At 71.8% G+C, this 21,127-nt stretch carries 16 protein-coding genes; 6 read left to right on the forward strand and 10 right to left on the reverse strand.

What is annotated here, in order from left to right; translation table 11 throughout:
* The first annotated feature begins 106 nt into the window (after positions 1 to 106).
* Both ASC99_RS04275 and ASC99_RS04280 read left to right on the forward strand, forming a co-directional pair.
* Positions 107 to 481, forward strand: a complete 375-nt coding sequence (locus tag ASC99_RS04275; RefSeq protein WP_057228374.1) for a hypothetical protein — start codon at positions 107 to 109, stop codon at positions 479 to 481.
* 56 nt (positions 482 to 537) lie between these two features.
* The gene (locus tag ASC99_RS04280) at positions 538 to 864 is read left to right on the forward strand and encodes a helix-turn-helix transcriptional regulator (protein WP_304440506.1); all 327 of its coding nucleotides are present in this window, start codon (positions 538 to 540) and stop codon (positions 862 to 864) included.
* Between the two features lie 40 nt (positions 865 to 904).
* Here the strand turns inward: ASC99_RS04280 and ASC99_RS04285 are convergent, their stop codons facing one another.
* Positions 905 to 2,074: an aminotransferase class V-fold PLP-dependent enzyme gene (locus ASC99_RS04285; protein ID WP_057228376.1), complete on the reverse strand. Its 1,170-nt coding sequence runs from the start codon at positions 2,072 to 2,074 to the stop codon at positions 905 to 907.
* Between the two features lie 95 nt (positions 2,075 to 2,169).
* Between ASC99_RS04285 and ASC99_RS04290 the strand changes: the two genes are divergently transcribed.
* Positions 2,170 to 4,242, forward strand: a complete 2,073-nt coding sequence (locus ASC99_RS04290; protein ID WP_057228378.1) for a prolyl oligopeptidase family serine peptidase — start codon at positions 2,170 to 2,172, stop codon at positions 4,240 to 4,242.
* Positions 4,243 to 4,442: 200 nt separating this feature from the next.
* Positions 4,443 to 6,824, forward strand: a complete 2,382-nt coding sequence (locus tag ASC99_RS04295; protein WP_057228380.1) for an immune inhibitor A domain-containing protein — start codon at positions 4,443 to 4,445, stop codon at positions 6,822 to 6,824.
* 150 nt (positions 6,825 to 6,974) lie between these two features.
* On the opposite strand, the gene ASC99_RS04300 is transcribed toward ASC99_RS04295, so the two are convergent.
* From ASC99_RS04300 to ASC99_RS04330, 7 genes are all read right to left on the reverse strand, one after another.
* The gene (locus ASC99_RS04300; protein ID WP_057228382.1) at positions 6,975 to 8,780 is read right to left on the reverse strand and encodes a glycoside hydrolase family 36 protein; all 1,806 of its coding nucleotides are present in this window, start codon (positions 8,778 to 8,780) and stop codon (positions 6,975 to 6,977) included.
* Positions 8,781 to 9,119: 339 nt separating this feature from the next.
* Positions 9,120 to 11,477, reverse strand: a complete 2,358-nt coding sequence (locus tag ASC99_RS04305; protein WP_057228384.1) for a collagenase — start codon at positions 11,475 to 11,477, stop codon at positions 9,120 to 9,122.
* A gap of 129 nt (positions 11,478 to 11,606) precedes the next feature.
* A complete protein-coding gene (locus ASC99_RS04310; protein WP_057228386.1) occupies positions 11,607 to 12,587 on the reverse strand; it encodes an ABC transporter ATP-binding protein in 981 nt (326 codons plus the stop codon).
* Positions 12,584 to 13,570 carry an ABC transporter ATP-binding protein gene (locus ASC99_RS04315; RefSeq protein WP_057228388.1) on the reverse strand — a complete coding sequence of 329 codons (987 nt, stop codon included), beginning with the start codon at positions 13,568 to 13,570 and terminating at the stop codon, positions 12,584 to 12,586. The genes ASC99_RS04310 and ASC99_RS04315 overlap by 4 nt, the downstream gene beginning before the upstream one ends.
* Entirely contained in the window at positions 13,567 to 14,556 is a 990-nt protein-coding gene (locus ASC99_RS04320; protein ID WP_057228390.1) for an ABC transporter permease, read from the reverse strand. The genes ASC99_RS04315 and ASC99_RS04320 overlap by 4 nt, the downstream gene beginning before the upstream one ends.
* A complete protein-coding gene (locus ASC99_RS04325) occupies positions 14,553 to 15,542 on the reverse strand; it encodes an ABC transporter permease (RefSeq protein ID WP_057228392.1) in 990 nt (329 codons plus the stop codon). The genes ASC99_RS04320 and ASC99_RS04325 overlap by 4 nt, the downstream gene beginning before the upstream one ends.
* Positions 15,543 to 15,556: 14 nt before the next feature.
* Positions 15,557 to 17,293, reverse strand: a complete 1,737-nt coding sequence (locus ASC99_RS04330; RefSeq protein WP_057228394.1) for an ABC transporter substrate-binding protein — start codon at positions 17,291 to 17,293, stop codon at positions 15,557 to 15,559.
* A 258-nt stretch (positions 17,294 to 17,551) separates the two neighbouring features.
* Between ASC99_RS04330 and ASC99_RS04335 the strand changes: the two genes are divergently transcribed.
* Positions 17,552 to 18,994, forward strand: a complete 1,443-nt coding sequence (locus tag ASC99_RS04335; RefSeq protein WP_057228396.1) for an aminopeptidase P family protein — start codon at positions 17,552 to 17,554, stop codon at positions 18,992 to 18,994.
* A gap of 59 nt (positions 18,995 to 19,053) precedes the next feature.
* Positions 19,054 to 19,425, forward strand: coding sequence for a MerR family transcriptional regulator (locus ASC99_RS04340; protein ID WP_057228400.1), 372 nt, complete (start codon positions 19,054 to 19,056; stop codon positions 19,423 to 19,425).
* On the opposite strand, the gene ASC99_RS04345 is transcribed toward ASC99_RS04340, so the two are convergent.
* The gene (locus ASC99_RS04345) at positions 19,404 to 20,417 is read right to left on the reverse strand and encodes a nitronate monooxygenase (protein WP_057228402.1); all 1,014 of its coding nucleotides are present in this window, start codon (positions 20,415 to 20,417) and stop codon (positions 19,404 to 19,406) included. The genes ASC99_RS04340 and ASC99_RS04345 overlap by 22 nt on opposite strands.
* Positions 20,414 to 21,097 carry a TetR/AcrR family transcriptional regulator gene (locus tag ASC99_RS04350; RefSeq protein ID WP_057228501.1) on the reverse strand — a complete coding sequence of 228 codons (684 nt, stop codon included), beginning with the start codon at positions 21,095 to 21,097 and terminating at the stop codon, positions 20,414 to 20,416. The genes ASC99_RS04345 and ASC99_RS04350 overlap by 4 nt, the downstream gene beginning before the upstream one ends.
* Positions 21,098 to 21,127 lie beyond the last annotated feature (30 nt).

The following is a 21,127-nucleotide window of genomic DNA, read 5'->3' on the forward strand; positions in this document are numbered from 1 at the left end:
CTTCGATCAACTCCGGGCAGATCGCCTGCGGACACCGTCGCGCTTCCTACAGTCATCTCCACCGAGCCCGCCCTCCGATGCGGGCCTCGCCGACTGGAGGATCCCGATGGCCAATCTGGAGAGCGCACTCAAGGAAGCCATGACCATCGACGGCGCGATCGGCGTCGCCCTGGTCGACTACGACAGCGGGATGGCGCTCGGCACCCTCGGCGACAGCGCCGAACTCGACCTCAACGTGGCGGCGGCGGGCAACACCGACCTGGTGCGGGCCAAGATGCGCACCATGCAGATGCTCAACCTGCACGACAACGAGATCGAGGACATGCTGATCACCCTCACCACCCAGTACCACCTGATCCGGCCGCTCACCATGCCGAACGGGCGCGGGCTGTTCCTCTACCTCGCGCTCAACCGGGCCCGGGCCAACATGGCGATGGCCCGGCACCAGCTCCGCCGGCTGGAGACCACCCTTGAGCTCTGACCGGCGGGCGTCCGCCGACGGAGGATCACGGGCATCCGGAAGAGGGGAGGGCTGCGGTGCCCCAGCTGTACCAGGCCAAGGCGGAGCTGTTCCGGATGCTCGGGCACCCGGTGCGGATCCGGGTGCTGGAGCTGCTCCAGGCCGGGCCCACACCGGTCCGTGAGCTGGTGGTCGCGCTGGACATCGAGCCGTCCAGCCTGTCCCAGCAGCTCGCCCAGCTCCGCCGGGCCGGTCTGGTCACCGCCTCCCGCGAGGGCTCGACCGTGGTCTACGCGCTGGCCGGCGGCGACGTCGCCGACCTGATGCGGGCCGCCCGGCGGATCCTCACCGAGCTGATCGCCGACCGGGGCGAGCTGCTCGCCGAGCTCCGCGCAGCCGACTGACGGCCACTCACCTGACGGCCGGCCACGGGGCGGCCATCCGTCAGCGCCCGTCCAGCAGCTCCCCGATCCCGGCCGCCAGCGCGCGGTACTCCTCCGGCCGGTTGTAGATCTGCGCGCTGATCCGCAGCACCCCGCCGCCGGACCACGGCCGGATCGCCACCCGGGTGGCCAGCCGCCGCCGGATGCCCACCATCAGCGCCTTCGCGGTGTGCTCGCTCTCCGCGCACCCCGGCGGCAGCCGGACCGCCCGCATCGCCAGCCCCGGCATCGCGGGCAGTGCCCGCAGCCCGGCCCGCTCCACCAACTGCTCCTGCCCGTACGTCGCCAGGGCCTCGTTGTGCGCCCTGACCCGCTCGGCCCCGAGCTGGTCCAGCAGTCCGAAGCCGGCCGGGGCGGCCAGCCAGGGCGTGTAGTCGCAGGTGCCGCGCCACTCGACCCGGCCGGGGAAGCCCCGGTCGTGCTCCCAGGAGAACATCAGCGGCCGGATCCGGGAACGCCAGGCGCTGTGCACCGCGAGCACCGCCGAAGCCCTCGGCGCGAAGGCCCACTTGTGCAGGTTGCCGATCCAGAAGTCGGCGCCGCCGGCCTGGTCGCCCAGGTCCACGGGCAGCATGCCGGGGGCGTGCGCGGCGTCCACCACCGTGGTCACGCCGCGCTCGGCCAGCGCGGCCAGCAGCACCGGGTCGGCGATCTGCCGGGCGGTCGGCGAGCTGACCAGGTCGAGCACGGCGACCTTGGTCCGCTCGTCCACCGCCGCCAGGATCCGCTCCCGGACCGCCTCCTGGTCGGGGGTGTGCACCGAGAGCCGGACGGTCCGCACCCGGGCGCCGCTCTCCGCCGCCCGTCGCTCGGCCGCCCTGGTCACCACGCCGTAGCCGTGGTCGGTAACCAGGATCTCCTCGCCCGCCTCCAGCGGCAGCGAGTCCAGCACCACCGCGATCCCCTCGGTGACGTTGGTGACCAGGGCGATCCGGTCGGGGCGGGCGCCGAGCGCGGTGGCGACCCGGGCCCTGGCCCGGGCGATCCGGTCCGGCAGCTCCAGGAAGAAACCGTCCGGGTCCTGCTCCTGCTCGGCCCGCAGCCGGGCCTGGACCCGCTGGACCGGCAGCGGCACCGCGCCGTAACTGCCGTGATTGAGGTGGGTCACGGCCGGATCCAGCGTGAACAGGGCGCCTGCACCCGGTAGTTGGCGTGGTGGTTCGATGCTCATGCTGATCTCCCGCTCCCCGAAACACATAATGGTGTGTGACATTTCACACTGCATACTTCTAGCCGAGATCCCCTGCTCACGGCAACCATCGGGCCGTGACCCACACCGACCCCTTCCTCGCCCTGAGCTCCCGGACCGGCCGCTTCAGCTACGGCGCACCGCGCGCCGTGACGCTCGCCGCCGACGGTTCCCGGCTGCTCTTCCTGCGTTCCACCGGCTCCGAGGACCCGGTCGAGCGGCTCTGGCTGCTCGACCTGGTCACCCGGCAGGAGCACCTGGTCGCCGACCCGGCCGTACTCGCCCCGCACCGCACCGGCGACCCCGCCGACCTGCCCGCCCTGGAGCGCCGCCTGCGCGAGCGGCTCCGGCTCTGGGCCCCCGGCATCGGCTCCTTCGCCGCCACCGCCGACCTCGCGGTCGCCGTCTTCGCGCTGGACGGCCGGCTGTTCCGGGCCACCGTGGCCACCGGATCCAGCACCGAACTCCCGGTCGCCGGACCGGCCTTCGACCCACGGCCGAACACCGACGGCAGCCTGGTCGCGTACGTCACCGGCGGCGCGCTGCACCTGACCGACCGGGCCGGGCCGCTCAGCCCGGCCGACGGTGCGGTCTGGGGTGTCGCCGAGTTCGCCGCCGCCGAGGAGCTCGGCCGCACCCGGGGCCACTGGTGGTCCCCGGACGGCCGCGCGCTGCTGGCCGCCCGGATCGACGAATCCGCCCTGCCGCTGCGCTGGTTCGCCGACCCGGCCCGCCCCGAGCTGGCCGCCGAGAGCTTCGCCTATCCGCAGGCGGGTGGCCCCAACGTGGACCTCCAGCTCTGGGTGCTCGGCCTCGACGGCGGCCGGGTCAGGCTGGACTGGGACGCCGCCGCGTACCCGTACGTCTGCGCGGCCGGCTGGGAGGGCGACGGAGAGCTGCTGCTCACCGTCGCCGACCGGCTCCAGCAGACCGTGCTGCTGCTCAGCGCCGATTCGGCCACCGGCCGGACCCGCGAACTCTCCCGCACCGTGGACGAGTTCTGGGTGGACGACCTGCCCGGCACCCCGGCCAGGCTGGACGACGGCCGGCTGCTCACCGCCGCCGACACGACCGGCGGCGACGCCCGGGGCGTCGCCCTGGACGGGAAGATCCTCACCGACGAGCGGACCCAGGTCCGCCGGGTGGTCGGCCGGCTGCGCGGACAGCTGCTGATCGAGGCGGGCCAGGACGACCCGGCCGACCAGCACGTCTTCCTGCTCGACCCGGACAGCGGCGCGCTCACCCGGCTCAGCGAGGGCACCGGCGTGCACTCCGCCGTGGCGGCCGGGGAGACCCTGCTGCTCACCTCCGCCACCCCGGCCGGCATCGAGCGGAAGCTCCACTTCCAGGACACGGCCTTCGCCCTGCCGGACCTGGCCGCTCCGCTCCCCCACCAGGTCACCCCACAGCTCGCCCGGGTCACCGAACTGGGCCTGCCCACCGCCGTGGTCTACCCGCGCGGCCACGTCACGGGCCGTCAACTGCCGGTGCTGCTCGACGTGTACGGCGGCCCCGGCTACCAGGCCGTGGCCAACGAGCCGCGCCGCTGGCAGGCCCGCCAGTGGTGGGCCGACCAGGGCTTCGCCGTGGTCACCACCGACAACCGGGGCACCCCGTTCGTCTCGCCGTCCTTCAGTCGGGCGATCTTCCGCCGGTTCTCCGCCGTCGCCCTGGACGACCAGATCGCCGCCCTGCAGGCGCTGGCCGGCACCCACCCCGATCTCGACCTGACCCGGGTCGGCGTCCGGGGCTGGTCCTACGGCGGCTACTTCGCCGCCCTCGCGGTGCTCCGCCGCCCGGACGTCTTCCACGCCGGCTGCGCGGGCGCCCCGCCCACCGACTTCCGGCTCTACGACACCGCCTACACCGAGCGCTACCTCGGCCTCCCGCAGGACAACCCGGAGGGCTACGCCGCCGACTGCCTGATCCCCGACGCCCCGTCACTGACCAGGCCGCTGCTGCTCATCCACGGGCTGGCCGACGACAACGTGCATCCCTCGCACACCCTGCTGCTCTCGCAGGCCCTCACCAAGGCCCGCCGCCCGCACTCCGTGCTCCCGCTGCCCGCGGTCAGCCACATGACCCCGAACGGCGTCAACGAGCTCGTCGCCGAGGCCGAACTGGCCTTCCTGCGCAGCTCGCTGGGCTGACACCCAGGGGCCGGCCCCCACCACCCCACGGCCCGATGTCCGCCCCCGACGTCGGGCCGTGGTCGTCGGCTGCCCCGAAGGGGGCGGGCGGCGGTCGGACGGATGAGATCCGCTTGTACCCAGGGCTTCCATGTGATGGATGACATGTGAAATATTACCCTCGCTCACCCGACCACCCTCGTCCGGAAAGGACCGGTCAGTTGCGCAGACTGTCCGCAGCCGTCACGGCTGCGCTGACCACCAGTGCGATAGCCGCCACCCTGCTGAGTGGCAACGCCTACGCCGCCCCCGAACCCGCCGCCGCGCCGCAGTCCCTGGACGCCCCGGCGGAGGCCCTGGTGGGCCCGGAGGGCAAGGAGGCCCCCGCGGGTCCGCTGGCGCCGCAGGAGCGGACCCGGCAGGCGCTCCGCACCAAGGCGCTGGAGCAGCTCAACCAGGGTTCGCTGGCCAAGACTTCGGCGGGCACCGCGCCCAAGAAGGTCAAGATCGGCAACGAGTACGTCCAGCTCGCCCAGGAGCGCAAGGACAAGGTCTTCGTGATCCTTGCCCAGTTCGGCGACCAGGTCGACAACTCGACGCTGCACAACGGCGTCCCGCGCTACGCGGGCACCCCCGGGCCGCAGCACAACGCGATACCGCAGCCCGACGGCAGCGACACCCACACCTTCTGGAAGAGCGACTTCAGTCGCGCCTACTACCAGCAGATGTTCTTCGACGACCGGGCCGGCGCCAACTCGATGCGGAACTTCTACCGCACCCAGTCCTCCGGCCGGTACGACTTCGACGGCACCGTCACCGACTGGGTGACCCTGCCGTACAACGAGGCGCGCTACGGAAGCAACAAGGGGCCGCAGGGCAGTGGCGCCTGGACCCAGGCGCAGGAGTTCATCCGGGACGCCACCAAGGCCTGGTACGACGGCGAGTTGGCGAAGGGCCGCAGCGCGGCTGACGTCAAGGCCGAGATCAAGCAGTACGACGTGCACGACCGCTACGACTTCGACAAGGACGGGAACTTCGAGGAGCCGGACGGCTACATCGACAACCTGGTCGTGGTGCACGCGGGCGTGGACGAGACCTGGGGCGGCGGCGCCCAGGGCGCCGACGCGATGTGGGCGCACCGCAGTTGGGCCCTCCCGGACCCGACCGGACAGGTCGGCCCGGCGGGCAACAAGATCGGCGGTGCGCCGGTCGGCGACACCGGTGTCTTCGCCTACGACTACGTGCAGGGCGGCGAGAACAGCGGCGTCGGCCTGTTCTCCCACGAGTACGGCCACAACCTCGGCCTGCCGGACCTCTACCCGACCAGCGGCGGCGACAACAGCGTCAGCTTCTGGTCGCTGATGTCCTCCGCCTCGTACCTGGGCCGGGGCAAGAACACCACGGGTGAGTACCCGGGTGACCTGGACGCCTGGAGCAAGCTGCAGTTCGGCTGGCTCAACTACGACGAGGCGCAGGCCGCGACCCGGTCCAGCCACGCACTCGGCGTCAGCGGCTACAACACCGACCAGGCCCAGGCCGTGCTGGTGCACCTGCCGCCGACCAAGAAGACCACCACGCTGGCCGACCCCTTCGAGGGTGCTTCGCAGTGGTACAGCGGCACCGGTGACTCCATCGACAACTCGCTGACCCGGACGGTGGACCTGACCGGTCGCACCTCCTCGGCGGCGATCTCGGCGGCCGCCTGGTACGACATCGAGCAGGACTACGACTTCCTCTCGGTCGAGGCCAGTGCCGACAACGGCAAGACCTGGAAGGCCCTGGGCGGCACGGTGGACGGTGCGCCGATCGGCAACACCACCGCCAACACCCCTGGCCTGAGCGGCACTTCGAACGCCTGGCGGCAGCTGAACATCCCGCTGGACGCCTACCTCGGCCAGACCGTGCAGCTGCGCTTCCACGTCACCTCGGACAACAACACCCACGGCAAGGGCGTGCTGGTCGACGCGGTCAAGATCACCGCCGACGGCGCCACCCTGCTCGAGGACGGCGCGGAGAACGGCAACCAGGGCTGGGTGCTGAACGGCTTCGCCCCGCTCAAGGGCAAGGACTCCGTCAAGGAGCACCCGCGGGCGTACCTGGTGGAGAACCGCCGCTACGTCGGCTACGGCGCCTACCTGAAGACCGGTCCGTACAACTTCGGTTACAGCGGCGTCGAGGGCAAGGCCGGCGTGATCGACAACTACCCGTACCAGGAGGGTGTGCTGATCTGGCTCTGGGACACCAGCTACCTGGACAACAACACCAAGGAGCACCTGGGCGGCGGCATGATCCTGCCGATCGACTCCCGCCCGCAGGCGATGAAGTTCAAGGGCGGCGTGCTGGTCAACGGCCGCGCGCAGAGCCACGACGCGACCTTCTCGCTCAACCCCACCTCCGCCTTCACCCTGCACAGCGCGGGTGTCGCGACCAAGTACCCGTCGAAGCCCGGCATCCCGGTCTTCAACGACCGCACCGGGGTCTACGCGGACCCGGCCATCCCGCAGCTGGGCGTGGCCGTCCCGAACACCAACACCAAGATCGAGGTCGTTCGGGAGACCCAGGGCGGCAAGCTGACCACCATCAAGGTCGGCCCCGCCTCCTGATCCACCGTCACCACCGTCACCACCCGAGCCCCGGCCCGCGCACCCCTGCGGGCCGGGGCTCCGGCGTGTCCCCGGGAGCGGGTACGAGCGGGTACGACAGCGCCCACCGGGCGGGGCTCACAGGCCCCGCCCGGTGGGCACCGGGTTTGATCAGCGGCGGAGCGTCAGCAGCCCGCCGAGCGGGACGTGCAGGGCGAGTTCGAGGCCCTCGACGGTCAGGGTCACCTCGGCGAGCGTGCCGCCCGTCGCGTCCTGGACCAGGGCCGTGAGCGTGCCCGGGGCCCGGTCGAAGACCAGCCGGACCAGGGTGTCGGGGTCGGCGTTGCCGAGCAGCAGCAGCTCCCACTCCCCCGGCACCGCGACCGGCACCGGGGCGTAGCGGCCGAACGCCCGGGCGCCGTCGCGGCGGGACTCGATCAGCGGGTAGGCGAGCTCCGGCCGGTGCGGGCGGAACTCGGAGCGCTGGAGCAGGTCCCGGTGCTCGGCCATGACGGACAGCCAGAACCGCACCGCGGCCAGCTGGCCAGGCCCCTGGGCGGCCAGGTCCACGGAGACCTGCGGGGTGGCGAACAGCACCGAGAGCAGCAGCACCGCGATCTGCTCCGGGGCCTCCTCGGGGTGCCAGGTGAGCGGGTCGGCGTGCACGGCCAGCGGTCCTGCGGTGAGCCGCAGGTCGGCGGTGCGGGTGCGGTTCTCGGTGGCGTTGTGCGGGCAGTCGGTGGCCCGGACCATCGTCGCGTACGGCCACAGGCCCGGGCCCATGTACTGCTGCCGGTGCTCGACCAGCACCTCGGGCCGCACCGCCCGCAGCCGGGCGTCGAGTTCGGCCAGCAGGCGGCGGACGCCCTCGGCGACCTCGGTGCAGTCCGGGTCAGGGGAGGCGGTGGTGGGCTCGCGCAGGAAGGTGTCGATGAAGTCGATCTTCAGGCCGTCGACCCCGTACCGCTCCACCGCCGCCGCGAGCCGCTCCACCTGGTGCGTCCGGACCACCGGGCTGCGCGGGTCGAGGACGTACGTCTCCAGGGTCGGCAGGTGGGCCAGCGCGTGCTCGGCGAGCGTGCCGATCGCCGCACTGCGGTCGCCGGCGAACGGGAGGGCGTGCCAGAGCAGGTAGTTGAGGCCCAACGCGCGGACCCGGGCGACGTGCTCGGCGAAGTCGGGGAAGCCGACCGGGGCGGGCTGCCAGTCGCCGGTGGTGGCGTAGGAGCGGCCGTTCTCGTCGGTCTGCCAGCCGTCGTCGACGATCAGCGCGCCGAAGCCGAGCGGGGCGGCCAGCGCGGCCAGCTTCTCCACCTCGGCCGAGGTCATCGCCAGGTGCAGGGCGTACCAGGTGCAGAAGACCGGCTCGAAGGCCGAGTCCGGCACCACCGAGAGCGGCAGCGAGGTGCCCCACCAGGCGGCCGCGCCCCGGACGGTGTCGGCGAAGTGACGCCCGCTCAGGTCGAGCAAAAGCCGCAGTGTGCCGCCCTCGTGCTCGACCCACCAGCTGAACTCGCCGGTCTCCTCGACCGCACCCTCGCCGATCGAGACCGGCAGCACCGTCTCGCCGACCGCGAAGGTGCAGAGCGCGGCGTCCGCCGTGCCGACCAGGCTGCCGACCGGCGCGCCCTTGGGCAGCGCGGCGATCCGCGGCAGCGCCCAGGACGGCGGCAGCCAGCGGGTGCCGGTGCCCGGCGTCCAGTAGCCGGTGGCGCCGGTGCACGGCAGCCGCCACTCCACCCGGGCCCGGACCGGCGCGTCGTCGGTCGGCCGGGTGGCGGTGACTTCGATCAGCAATACCCCGGGAACGTCCTGCGGGGTGACCCGCACCGCGAGCTCCCCGGCGCCGACGGCGGTGGCTCTGACCCGCAGGCCCGACAGGTCGAGGCCGGTCTCCACCGGACAGGCGGTCTCGGTCCGGCCGGAGGGGTGGGCGCTGCCGTCCCAGCTGAGCGGGGGTGGTGTCTGGGTGGTCACGAGGGCCTGGCCTTTCACGTGAAAGTGCCCGGCCGCGGGGAGGGCGGCCGGGGTGGTGGGGGCTGTCTGACGATTCCCGTCGGATCAGGCCGGGTCGTTCGGTGCGTGCGCTCGGCGTGCGGCCGGGGCGACCTCGTAGCGGAGCTACTTGGTCGCCCCGGCCGTGCGGCGAGCGTGCGTGCTGGGCGGGCCGGCCCCGACGGGAATCGTCAGACAGCCCCCAACCCGTGCGGGGCAACCGCGGAAGCGGTTGAACGGCTGCCCCGCACGGGAGTTGTGGGCCTGGTCGGACGCGGCCCGCCGTTACGGTTCCCCGCCGCGTCCGACCAGGGGCATGGGTCACCTGCGGAGCGGGCCCTCGCAGGTGTAGTTGGCGGTGCCGGCCTTGCCGCCGGGCCAGACGTTGACCGCGCCGAAGTAGCAGTTCATGTCGTCCAGGTTGTTGGCGACGCCCTTGGTCCGGGTCAGCAGGAAGTAGTCGACCGTGTAGGACATGTCGTTGAAGACCTGGTCGGGGTTGTTCGCGTCGGCCAGGTTCGCGGTGATCGCACCGGTGCAGACGAAGCGCATCGGCTTGTTCACCCAGTCCCCGTTGTCCTTGCAGGACGGGGTGATCCCGGTGGCACCGGCGATCGCGGTCTGCACCTCGGAGGCGTACGCGAACTTCAGCCAGCCGTTCTGGGTGTACGAGGTGCTCGGCACGTACAGGCTGGGGGCGATCGCGATCTGGGCGTTCAGGAAGGCGTCGTACTCGGCCTGCAGGCCCTGGTCGGCGCCGGTCCGGGTGCGCCAGTCGTCGAAGCCGGCCGGGTCGTCGGCGCGCAGGTAGCCGTACATCTCGCGGAGCTTGGCCGGGTGCTTGGCCCAGAGGAACTCGTAGAACGTGCCGGCGTAGTTGTAGAAGTGGAAGGCCGGGGTGTCGTCGTAGCTCGCGTGCAGCAGCTTGTTGACGGTCAGCCGCGGGACACCCGCCGCCTCGTCGGAGGCCAGCCTGGCCACCAGCGACTTGCGGACCTTGACGCCCTGGTCCCGGGTCGAGCCGTCGAAGAACTCGGCGGTGCCCTCGTCCATCGCGGTGGTCAGGTCCTTGGCGTACCAGCGCGCGTCACCGAAGTAACCCGGGGTCGCCCAGCGGCCGTTGAGGTAGTGGGTGTACTCGTGCCGGAACAGCTCCTCCAGCGTGAGGTACGACTCAGCCGTGGTGCGCTGGTAGGTGTAGAAGGTGGCGCCGCGCTCGATGTAGATGCCACCGTTGCTGGTGTTCATCCCGGTCAGCAGCGGGTGGTAGACCTCGTAGTCCGAACGCGTCGCGTACAGGTGGATGTTGAGGGTGGCGTTCGGGTCACCGGCCAGCGGGACGTCGGTGCCGAGCACCCGGAAGAAGTGCGTCTTCACCTGCTTGCTGGCGTAGTACATCTGGTCCACGGTGGCCCGGTCCAGCGCGGTGCGGACGGAGACGGCGCCGTTGTCGTACTTGTAGGTGTACGGGAAGAGCTTCGCCTCGATCGTCGCGGTGCAGACGTTGAACTCGGCGCAGTTCCCATAGGTGTTGGACCAGCCGACCACCTTGATCCAGGGGCCGGACCACTCGCCGAAGGTGGCCTTGGTGGTGGCCAGCAGGGTACCGATCTCGGCGGTGACGCCGGCCCGCAGCTCGGCGATCTGGCCGGTCCGGCCGTACTCGCCGACCGCGTCCCTGGCCAGCCACTCGTTCGCGGTGCCCTTGAGGTGGCCGTACCCGGCGAAGACCCGGAAGGCCGCCCGGTAGGAGGCGTCGGCGGCGACCACCGGCAGGAAGGCCGGGTCCTGGTTGGAGATGCCCAGCCAGTTGAGGTTGAGCGCGGCCAGCCCGGCGGTGCCCCAGGCCCAGCTCTCGGCGACCCTGGTGCCGGGGGCGAACTTCGCCAGGATCTTCTTCGCCAGGCCCAGGTTGTTCTGCCGCAGGCCCACCGATCCGGCGGTGGTGGTCATCTCACGGATCGTCACGGCGGCCAGGTCGGTGTCGTCGAAGGCGTGCGGGCTGTTCCCGTACGCGGTGACGGCCTGCTGGATCGCGGCCACCGTGGCGGCGTCGGTGACGTCTATGCCGTCGTGGTTGAAGTCGTAGTAGACGGTGGCGTGCAGGAAGGTCCACAGCTCGTAGAGGTGGGCCGCGCCGGTGCCGTCGTCGGCGGCGGAGCGCTGGGTGATCCGCTGGGCGACGGCCTGGACGTGGGCGTCGTCCATGGTGGTGTTGTACCGGGCGTCCCAGGTCCACAGGAAGTTCTTCAGGCAGCCGTCGAAGGTGACGGCCGGGTCGGTCAGGAAGTCCGCGAGCCCGCTCGGGCTCAGCGAGGTCATCCCGTCCACGGTGCACGGCACGCCGGCCGCGGTGGTCGCGGCGCTGCCGCCGACGGCGAGTTCGGCGGCGGTCGGGGCCGGGGCGCCGACCCGGTCCGGCAGCATGCCGGGGACCGGTCCGGAGCCGAGCGAGCCGCCGCCGGGGGCGGGCGCGGCGGTGCCGGTCTTCGCGGTGACGTCGCCGAGCCGGTCCACCTCGTCGTAGCCGGTGGGCAGGGTCGGTGCCGGGGTGGTGGCGGCCGAGCCGGCCACCGGGGTCTGGGCGATCGCCTGGCCGGTCTGGATCGCGGGCAGCGCCAGCGTGGCCGTCAGGACCGCAGCGAGCAGAACTCGACGCGTGGTACGGGGAGTTGCCATGGCTCTTCTCCAGGTGGGGGCGGAGATGTGGGGGGTGCACCGGTGGGGGCGGTGCGTGGAGCTCGCGCCGCCGCCGCGCGCGAAGGAGGGTGCGCGGCGGCGACGCGGCGGAGGACCGACGGGGGGACGTCAGGCCTCGGGGAAGTGGCAGGCGGCCTGGCGGCTGCCACCCGCCGGGGTGATCTGGAGCAGCGGCCGCTCGGTGCGGCAGATCTGCTGCGCCTTCGGGCACCGCGGGTGGAAGGTGCAGCCGCTCGGCGGGTTGGCCGGGCTCGGCGGGTCGCCGAGCAGCACGATCCGCTCCCGGGCGCGTTCGGCGGCCGGGTCGGGCAGCGGCACGGCCGACAGCAGCGCCTTGGTGTACGGGTGCGCCGGGTTGGCGTACACCTCGCGCTGGTCGCCGATCTCGACGATCCGGCCCAGGTACATCACCGCGACCCGGTGGCTGATGTGCTTCACCACGGCCAGGTCGTGCGCGATGAAGACGTACGCCACGCCGAGTTCGCGCTGCAGCCGCTCCATCAGGCCGACGATCTGGGCCTGGATGGAGACGTCCAGGGCCGAGACCGGTTCGTCCGCCACCACCAGTTCGGGGCGGGTGGCCAGCGCGCGGGCGATACCGATCCGCTGGGCCTGGCCGCCGGAGAACTGGTGCGGGTAGCGGTCCAGGTGCTCCGGGGCCAGGCCGACCAGCTGGACCAGGTCGCGGACCTCACGGCTGATCTCGGCGGCCGGGGTGTCCTGGGCGCGCAGCGGGGCGGCGATGATCTGCTGGACGGTCTGCCGCGGGTTCAGCGAGGCGAACGGGTCCTGGAAGATCATCTGGAACTTGCGGCGCAGCGGCCGCAGTTCGCGCTGCGTGGTCCGGGTGATGTCCTTACCCCGGAAGGAGACCTGACCGGCCGTCGGGTCGAGCAGCCGGACCAGCATTCGCCCGGTGGTGGACTTGCCGCAGCCGGACTCGCCGACCAGCCCGAGCGTCTCGCCGGGGCGGACCTCGAAGCTGACGTCGTCGACCGCCTTGATCCCGGCCGCGCGGCCGAGGCCGGAGCGCGGACCGGGGAAGGTCATGCCCAGGCCCTCGACGGTGAGCAGCGGTTCGGTGGTCATGAAGTCCCTCCGTCGAGGTCGAGCGCGCACGCGTTGCGGTGCCCCTCCGCCACCAGGCGGAGCAACGGGCGCTCCCCGGTGCAGAGTTCACTGGGCTTCGCGGCGTAGACCGGGCAGCGCGGATGGAAGGCGCAGCCGGCCGGCGGGGCGAGCAGCGAGGGCGGGCTGCCGGGGATCGAGCGCAGGCTCTCCCCCTCGACGGCGTCCACCCGGGGCAGCGAGTCCAGCAGCCCCCGGGTGTACGGGTGCCTGGGGGTGGCGAACAGCGCGTCGGCGGAGGCCTGTTCGGCAGCGGAGCCGCCGTACATCACCAGCACGTCGTCGGCCACCCGGGCGATCACCCCCAGGTCGTGGGTGATCATCACGATGCCGAGGCCGCGGTCCTGCTGAAGCTTCATCAGCAGCTCCAGCACCTGGGCCTGGACGGTGACGTCCAGCGCGGTGGTGGGCTCGTCCGCGATGATCAGATCCGGCTCGCAGGAGAGCGCGAGCGCGATCATCGCCCGCTGGCGCATACCGCCGGAGAACTGGTGCGGGTGCTCCCCCGCCCGGCGGGCCGGCTCGGGGATGCCGACGTCGCCCAGCACCTCGACGGCGCGAGCCAGGGCGGCCTTGCGGGTGCCGCCGTGGTGCTCCCGGTACGCCTCGGCGATCTGGTCGCCGATGGTGAAGTACGGGTGCAGCGCGGTCAGCGCGTCCTGGAAGACCATCGCCATCCGGCGCCCGCGCAGCTTGCGGACGGTCTCGTCCGGAGCGCCGAGCAGTTCGGTGCCGTCGAACTTGACCGAACCGGTCACCTTGGCACCCCGGTGCAGACCCATCACGGCCAGCGAGGTGACGGACTTTCCGGAGCCGGACTCACCGACGATACCCAGCGTCCGCCCGCGCTCGACGGTGAAGCCGACGCCCTTGACGGCCTTGACGACGCCTTCGGCGGTGTTGAACTCGACTTCGAGATCGGTGACTTCAAGCAGCGTACTCACGACAGCCTCGCCCTCGGGTCGATCCAGGCGTAGACCAGGTCCACCACCAGGTTGGAGGTCACGATGAAGAAGGAGGCCAGCAGCGTGACGCCCATGATCACCGGTTGGTCGGACTTGTTCAGCGAGTCCGCGAAGAGCTTGCCGACGCCCGGGAGGCTGAACAGCGACTCGGTGATCAGCGCACCGGCGAGCAGCCCGCCGAGGTCCATCCCGAGCATGGTGGCGATCGGGGTCAGCGCGGGCCGCAGCCCGTGCTTGGTGACCACCCGGCGCTCGCGCAGGCCCTTGGCCCTGGCGGTCCGGACGAACGGCTCCTCCATGGTCTCGATCACCGAGTTGCGGGTCATCCGGGCGTACAGCGCGGCGAACAGCAACGACAGCGTGATCCACGGCAGCACCAGGTTGCGCAGCCAGCCGACCGGGTCCTCGCCGAAGGCGATGTACCGGGGCAGCGGCATCAGGCCGAGCACCGTGACCACCAGGTAGAGCAGGATCATCGCGGTGAAGTAGACCGGCAGCGCCGCGATCCCGATGGTGCTGATCATCACCGTGCGGTCCACCCAGGTGTTCCGCTTGAGCGCCGAGAGCACCCCGGCCGAGAGGCCGAGCGCCATCCAGCAGACCGCCGCACCGAGCGCCAGCGAGGCACTGACCGGGAACCGGTCCATCATCAGGTCCCAGACCGGCTGGGCACTCTGGAACGAGTAGCCGAAGCACGGGAAGCTGCACTCGACCGCGTACTGGCCGCTGCCGAGCGTCTGGCCGGCGAAGATGCCGATCAGGTAGCGGCCGAACTGGACCGGCAGCGAGTCGTCCAGGCCCATCTGCTGACGGACCATCTCGATCCGGTCGGTCGAGCAGTCCTTGCCGCAGAACTGGGCCGCCGGGTCGGCGGGGAAGAGGTAGAACACCGCGAAGGTCAGCGCGCAGATCACCACCAGGGTGGCCGCGATGCCGAGCAGACGGCGGATCAGGAATCCGATCACGACTTGCCGCCCTTCGGGTCCAGGGCGTCGCGCAGCGCGTCACCGAGCAGGGTGAACCCCAGCACCACCAGGAACAGGCAGGCGCTCGGCAGGATGAAGAACATCGGATCGACCTTGTAGTAGAGCACCGAGTCGGCGATCATCTGGCCCCAGGAGGGCGTCGGGGGACGGACGCCCACGCCCAGGAAGGTCAGCGCGGCCTCGGTGCCGATCAGGCCCGGGATGGCCAGCGTGATGTAGACGATGATCGTGCCGGACAGGTTGGGCAGGATCTCGGTGAGCAGGATGCGACTGCTCCGGGTGCCGCTGGCGCGGGCCGCCTCGACGTACTCGCGGTGCTTGAGCGAGAGCGTCTGGGCCCGGATCACCCGGGCGACGTACGGCCAGCTGAAGACGCCCATCACGATGATCAGCAGCAGCACGCGGTTGACGCTCCGGGCCACCGAGAGCAGCGCGATCATGAAGATCAGGCTGGGGAAGGACATCATGACGTCCATGAACCGGGAGATCACGGTGTCGATCCGGCCGCCGAAGTAGCCGGCCAGGATGCCCAGGGTCACCCCGATCAAGGTGATCATGATCGCCGAGGCGAAGGCGACCAGCAGACTGATCTGGGCACCGTAGAGCAGCCGGGCGAAGATGTCCCGGCCGAGCATCGGCTCGACGCCGAGCCAGTGCTCGGGGCTCATCCCGCCGAAGCTGCCCTTGGGCAGGCCGCCGAGATAGGAGTTGATGGCCTTCTTGTCGGTGTCCGCCGGGCCCTTGCCGCTGATCGCGGTGAGCACCGGGGCCAGCAGGGCGGCCAGGATGAAGAAGGTGATGATGCCGAGGCCGGTCAGTGCGGCCTTCTGGCGGCGCAGCCGGTGCCAGGCCAACCGCCAAGGGGAGGCGGGCTGTTGATGACGGTCGGCGGTGGAGACGGGGGCAGCGGGACTGGCCGCCGCCCCCGCTCCCCCGGCCTCGGCCGGAGAGAGCGGGGCGGTCATGGGGGAACTCCCGACTACTTCGCGGTCTTCAGGCCGATGACGGCGTAGTCGACCTGGCCGGCCCACACCGGGTGGGCGAAGGCGCCGGCGATGTTGGAACCGACCAGCAGCGGCTTCTTGGCCCAGGCCAGCGGCACGGCCGGGGACTTGTCCATGATCTTGGCGTCCAGCTCGAGCCACGCCTTGTTGGCAGCTTGGACATCGCTCATCGCGGCGATCCGGTCCAGCTCGGCGATGGTCTCCGGGTCGTTGAACCGGGTGACGTTGCCCTGGTTGCCCTTGTCCTTGATGGTGCGGCCATCGAAGATCATCGGCAGGAAGGTGGCGGCCGACGGGTAGTCGGGGCACCAGCCGCCGATCGAGAGACCGGGCTGCTTGGCCTTGTCACCGGTGATCGAGCTGACCGCGGTCGGGTCGACGGTGGTGATGGTGATCTCGACGCCGACCTTCTTCAGCGCGGCCTGGATGGCCTCCGCCTGCTGCTTGCCACCGGTGGAGGTGACCAGCTCGGTGGCGAAGCCGTTCGCGAAACCGGCCTCGGCCAGCAGCGCCTTGGCCTTCGCCGGGTCGCCGCCCGGCTTGATCAGGAAGTGGTCGATCGGAGCGCCCTGGGTGAGCACCGGCGGCAGGTAGGTGGTGGCCACGTCGGTGAAGGCCGGGCCGCCCTGCGCGGCCGCGAAGGCCTCCTTGTCCACCGCGAACTGCATCGCGAGGCGGACCTTGGCGTTGTCGAACGGCGCCTTGGTGTTGTTCATGTCGAGCTTGGTGGTGCAGCCCGCGTTCTCGGAGATCAGCCGCTTCTTGACCTCCGGGTTGGTGAGCACCTCGCTGATCTTGGAGGGCACCAGGTCGACGTAGGAGAGCGCGCTCTGGTCCTCGCCCTGATCGGTGATCAGACGCTCGGCGATGCCGGTGCCCTTGAGGGTCTGGTCCACCACGATCTTGTCCGGGTAGGCCTTGCGGACCGGGTCGGTCTTCTGGTCCCAGTACGTGTTGCGGACCAGCACCATGCGCTTGCCGCGGTCGTACGACTCGATCTTGTACGGGCCGGAGGAGACCGGGTGGTTGCTGTAGTTGGCACCGGCCTCCTTCGCCTTCGGGACCGGGGCGAAGGTCGGCAGCGTGACGGTGTAGCCGAACTCGGCGACCGGGCGCTGGAGGTGGAAGACGATGGTCTTCTCGTCCGGGACCTCGATCGACTCCTTGCCCAGGCGCTGGCCGGCCAGCGGGCCCTTGTAGTCGGCCGGGGCGACCAGGTAGGTCCGGGCGTAGTCCGGGCCACCGGGCAGCTCGGGCGAGTAGGACCGCTCGACGTTGTACTTGATGTCGTCGGAGACGATCGGCGTGCCGTCCTCGTACTTCAGACCGTCCTTCAGCTTGAAGGTCCAGGTCTTGCCGCCGTCGGTCGACTGGCCGAGGTCGGTGGCCAGGTCGGGCTCGATCTTCAGGCCCTCGGCACCCGGGGCCGCCTTGAAGGTGGTGAGGGTGCGGTAGAGGGTGCGGACACCGAAGTCCATCACCGGCATGGTCCAGTTACGGGTCGGGTCCAGCTGGTCGAAGTCGACGTTCGACAGCAGGGTCAGGGTGCCGCCCTTGACGGGCGTCCCGCCGATGATGCCGTTGCCCTCGGTGGTGACACCGCCCTGGTTGGTGTCGTCGCTGCTTCCGCCGGTGCTGGAACAGGCCCCGAGGCCGAGAGTGAGTGCTGCCGCGATCGCCGCTGCAAGGGCGGCATGGGTACGCCTGGTCATAGTGCAACTCCGCAGTGGGAGGCCACAGTTGCGGCCTTGGTTCGCCCCGGGGCTGATCCGGGGCCACCGAGAGGGCGACCGCTGGGGTCTAGCCGCTCCAAGGTGTGACCCGTAACATAGTAATGTGAAATTGCACTGGCAAGGGATCGGGCGGCTCGTTACCTAGCTGTGTCCGGTTGCCGCCCCAACTCCCGCCCCACGCAATGACATCAACACCACTGAATCCGGACAGACCGCCCCGCCGAAGGAGTCGCAGACGTGACCACCGCCCCCCGCCCGCTGAACACCGGCAGCCACGACCTGCCGGTCTCCGCCGCCCTTGACGCCTTCATGGGCACCGGCTGGGCCCCCACCTCGCTGCCCGCGAGCGACCGGGTGCCGGGCTACGCCGCGATGCCCGGCCGCCGGGCCCGGCTCGCCGCCGCCTTCCCCGGCGAGCGGCTGATCGTCCCGGCGGGGCAGCTCAAGGTGCGCAGCCACGACTGCGACTACCGGTTCCGCCCGCACAGCGCGTACGCCTGGCTCACCGGCCTGACCGGCGAGGAGCAGGTCGGCCACGTGCTGGTGGTCGAGCCGAACGGCGAGCCGGTGCTCTACCTGCGCCCGCGTTCGCCGCGCGGCGGCGGTAACCCGTACGGCTCCGAGTTCTTCCGGGACCGCCGCTACGGCGAGTTCTGGGTCGGCCGCCGTCCCGACCTGGCCGAGGCCGAGCAGCTCACCGGCATCCGGACCGCCCACCTGGACGACCTGGAGAAGCTGCTGACGGGCGCTCAGCCCGTCACCCGGCTGCTCGGCGGGGCCGACCCGGTGCTGGACGCGCTGCTGCCCACCGCCGCCGACGCCGCGCTCGCCACCACCCTCTCCGAGCTGCGGCTGGTCAAGGACGCCTGGGAGGTCGAGCAGCTCCAGCTCTCCGTCGACGCCACCACCGCCGGCTTCGAGGACGTGATCCGCGCGCTGCCCGCCGCCTTCCGGCACGGCCGGGGCGAGCGCTGGCTGGAGGGCACCTTCAACCTGCGGGCCCGCGCCGAGGGCAACGGCACCGGCTACGAGACCATCGTCGCCTCCGGCGCGCACGCCTGCGTGCTGCACTGGATCCGCAACGACGGCGCTCTGGACCCCTCGAAGCTGCTGCTGCTGGACGCGGGCGTGGAGGTCGACTCGCTCTACACCGCGGACATCACCCGCACCATCCCGCTCAGCGGCACCTTCTCCCCCGTCCAGCGCCAGGTCTACGAACTCGTCCTGGCCGCCCAGGAGGCGGGCATCGCCACCCTGCGCCCCGGCGCCAGCTTCCGGGACTTCCACCGGGCCGGCATGCGGGTGATCGCCGAGGGCCTGGCCGACTGGGGCGTGCTCAAGATCTCCGCCGAGGAGGCCCTCCAGGAGGACAGCGGCCTGTTCCGCCGCTACACCCTCTGCTCCAGCGGCCACATGCTCGGCCTCGACGTGCACGACTGCGCCAAGGCCCGCGCCGAGACCTACCTCGACGGCATCCTGGAGGAGGGCCAGGTGCTCACCGTGGAGCCCGGCCTCTACCTCCAGCCCGACGACGAGACCCTCCCCGCCGAACTCCGCGGCATCGGCGCCCGGGTCGAGGACGACCTGGTCATCACCGCCGACGGCGCCCGCCTGATGTCCGGCGCGCTCCCCCGCACCGTCGCGGGCATCGAGGAGTGGATGGGCAACCTGCTCGGCTGACCGTCCGTCAGGCGGAACGGGTCTGTCCGGCCCGTTCCGCCCCGGGCGATGATGGCGTCATGACCACAGCGACATTTCTGACGCCCGCTCAGGCGGTCGAGGAGTCCGGGTTCAGTCTGGACACCCTGCGGTACTACGAGAAGATCGGGCTGCTGGGGGACGTCCAGCGGTCTGCCAGTGGGCACCGGCGGTTCAGTGCGGAGGACCTGGCCTGGCTCGGGGTGCTGCGGTGTCTGCGGGACACCGGGATGCCGATCTCGGAGATGCTGCACTTCGCCGAGCTGGTGCGGTCCGGGGACGGGACCTTCGCGGACCGACTGGCGCTGCTGGCCGCGCACGACGACCAGGTGGAGGAGCAGATCGCCACCCTGCGCAGGCGGCAGCAGGTGATCCGGGACAAGATCGCGTACTACCGCGCGGCGTTGGCCTGAGCCAGCAGTTCGGCGGTCAGCCCGGCGGCCGGGCCGGTGCGGGCCTGTCGGTGGCCGGTGCCGGCCCAGAGGTGCATCGCCGTCAGGTCGCCCCGGCGGGTGGCGGCGGCGCGCAGCGGCCTGGTGAGGTGGTGCACCTCGGGGTAGCCGACCGGGGCGTACGGCTCGTACCGGTCGATGAAGGCGTTCCGCAGGCCCCGGGCGGGCCGGCCCGTGAAGGCCCGGGTCACCACGGTGCCGCCCCGGAGGGTGACCAGGGCCGCCTGGTGGTTCGGGTCGGCTCCGGACTCGTCGGTGCGCAGGTACGCCGTGCCGAGCTGGGCCGCGCTCGCGCCCGCGCGAAGGGCGGCGGCGATCCCGGCGCCGTCCGTCAGCCCGCCCGCTGCGATCAGCGGCAGCGCGGTCACCGTCCGTACGGCGGCGAGCAGTTCGGGCAGCGGGCTGGTGGACGGCACCGCCGACTGACGGTGAGTGCCCCGGTGGCCGCCGGCCTCCGGGCCCTGCACACAGAGCGCGTCCAGGCCGAGCAGCGTGGCGGCCCTGGCCTCCGCCGGGGTGGTGACGGTGCCGATCTGATAGCTGCCCACCGCGCGGAGCGCGGCGGCCTCGGCGGCCGAGGGCAGCCCGAAGGTGTACGAGAGCACCGGCACCGGATCGGCGAGCAGCAGCTCCAGCTTGGCCTCCCAGTCGTCCCGGTCCGGGCCGATCCGCTCGGGCAGGTCGACGCCGTGCCGGACGGCCTCGGGCCGCAGCCGCTCCCGGTAGGCGGCCACCGCCGCCGGATCGGCGGGTGCCTCCGGGACGAAGAGGTTCACTCCGAACGGACGGTCCGTCAGCTTCCCGGTCGCACCGATCGCGGCGGCCAGCGCGGCCGCACTCAGATAGCCCGCAGGCAGCAGGCCGAGCCCGCCGCCCTCGTTCACCGCCGCCACCAGCTCGGGGGTGGTGGCGCCGCCGGCCATCGGCGCGGCGATGACCACGGGCAGCTTCATCGGGACACTCCGGTGCGGTCGGCGGTGCGGGCCAGCGCGATCCGTCCGGCGGTGCAGCCCGCCAGCCGGAGGGCCGCATCGGCGATTGCGGGGGCCACCTCGGCGGCGGTGCGGGCCGGGTTCTCCCTGGCCGTGGCCACCCCGCCCTCGACCAGGCCGAGCAGCAGGTCGGTCCGCAGCTCCCGGTCCGACGGCAGGTCGGCGGCCTGGCCAAGCCGGGCCAGCAGCTCGCCGTAGACGGCCCGCAGCTCCGCCCTGGTCCGGCGGAAGTCCAGGAACCGGTCGCCCCGCACCTCGGGCAGCTGGTAGAGCGCACCGAGGTTGTAGAGCCCGCCGAACAGCAGCTCCGAGTCGTACCGGGCCAGCCGCCAGAGCGCGGCGGCCGGGTCGAGCCCGGGGTCGGCGAGCAGCGTCCGGCCGAAGGCCAGCGAGGGTTCGACCGTGCTCTCCAGCAGCGTGGCGAGCAGGTCCTCCTTGCGGGCGAAGTAGTGGTACATCGACGCCTGCCGCAGCCCCGCCAGCTCGGCCACCGCCCTGGTGGTGGTCGCGGCGTACCCGTTCCGGGTGAACAGCGCGGCGGCGGCCGCCAACACCTGCTCCCGGCCGGACAGTTCGCTGTTCGACGGCCCGGCGGCACGCGGCCGCCCCACCCGGGGCCTCGGGAACGCGGTACCTGACACCTCGTGATCATCGCACAGCACGTTCCCGCG

It is taken from the genome of Kitasatospora sp. Root107 (assembly GCF_001424875.1).
Classification (GTDB): Bacteria; Actinomycetota; Actinomycetes; order Streptomycetales; family Streptomycetaceae; genus Kitasatospora.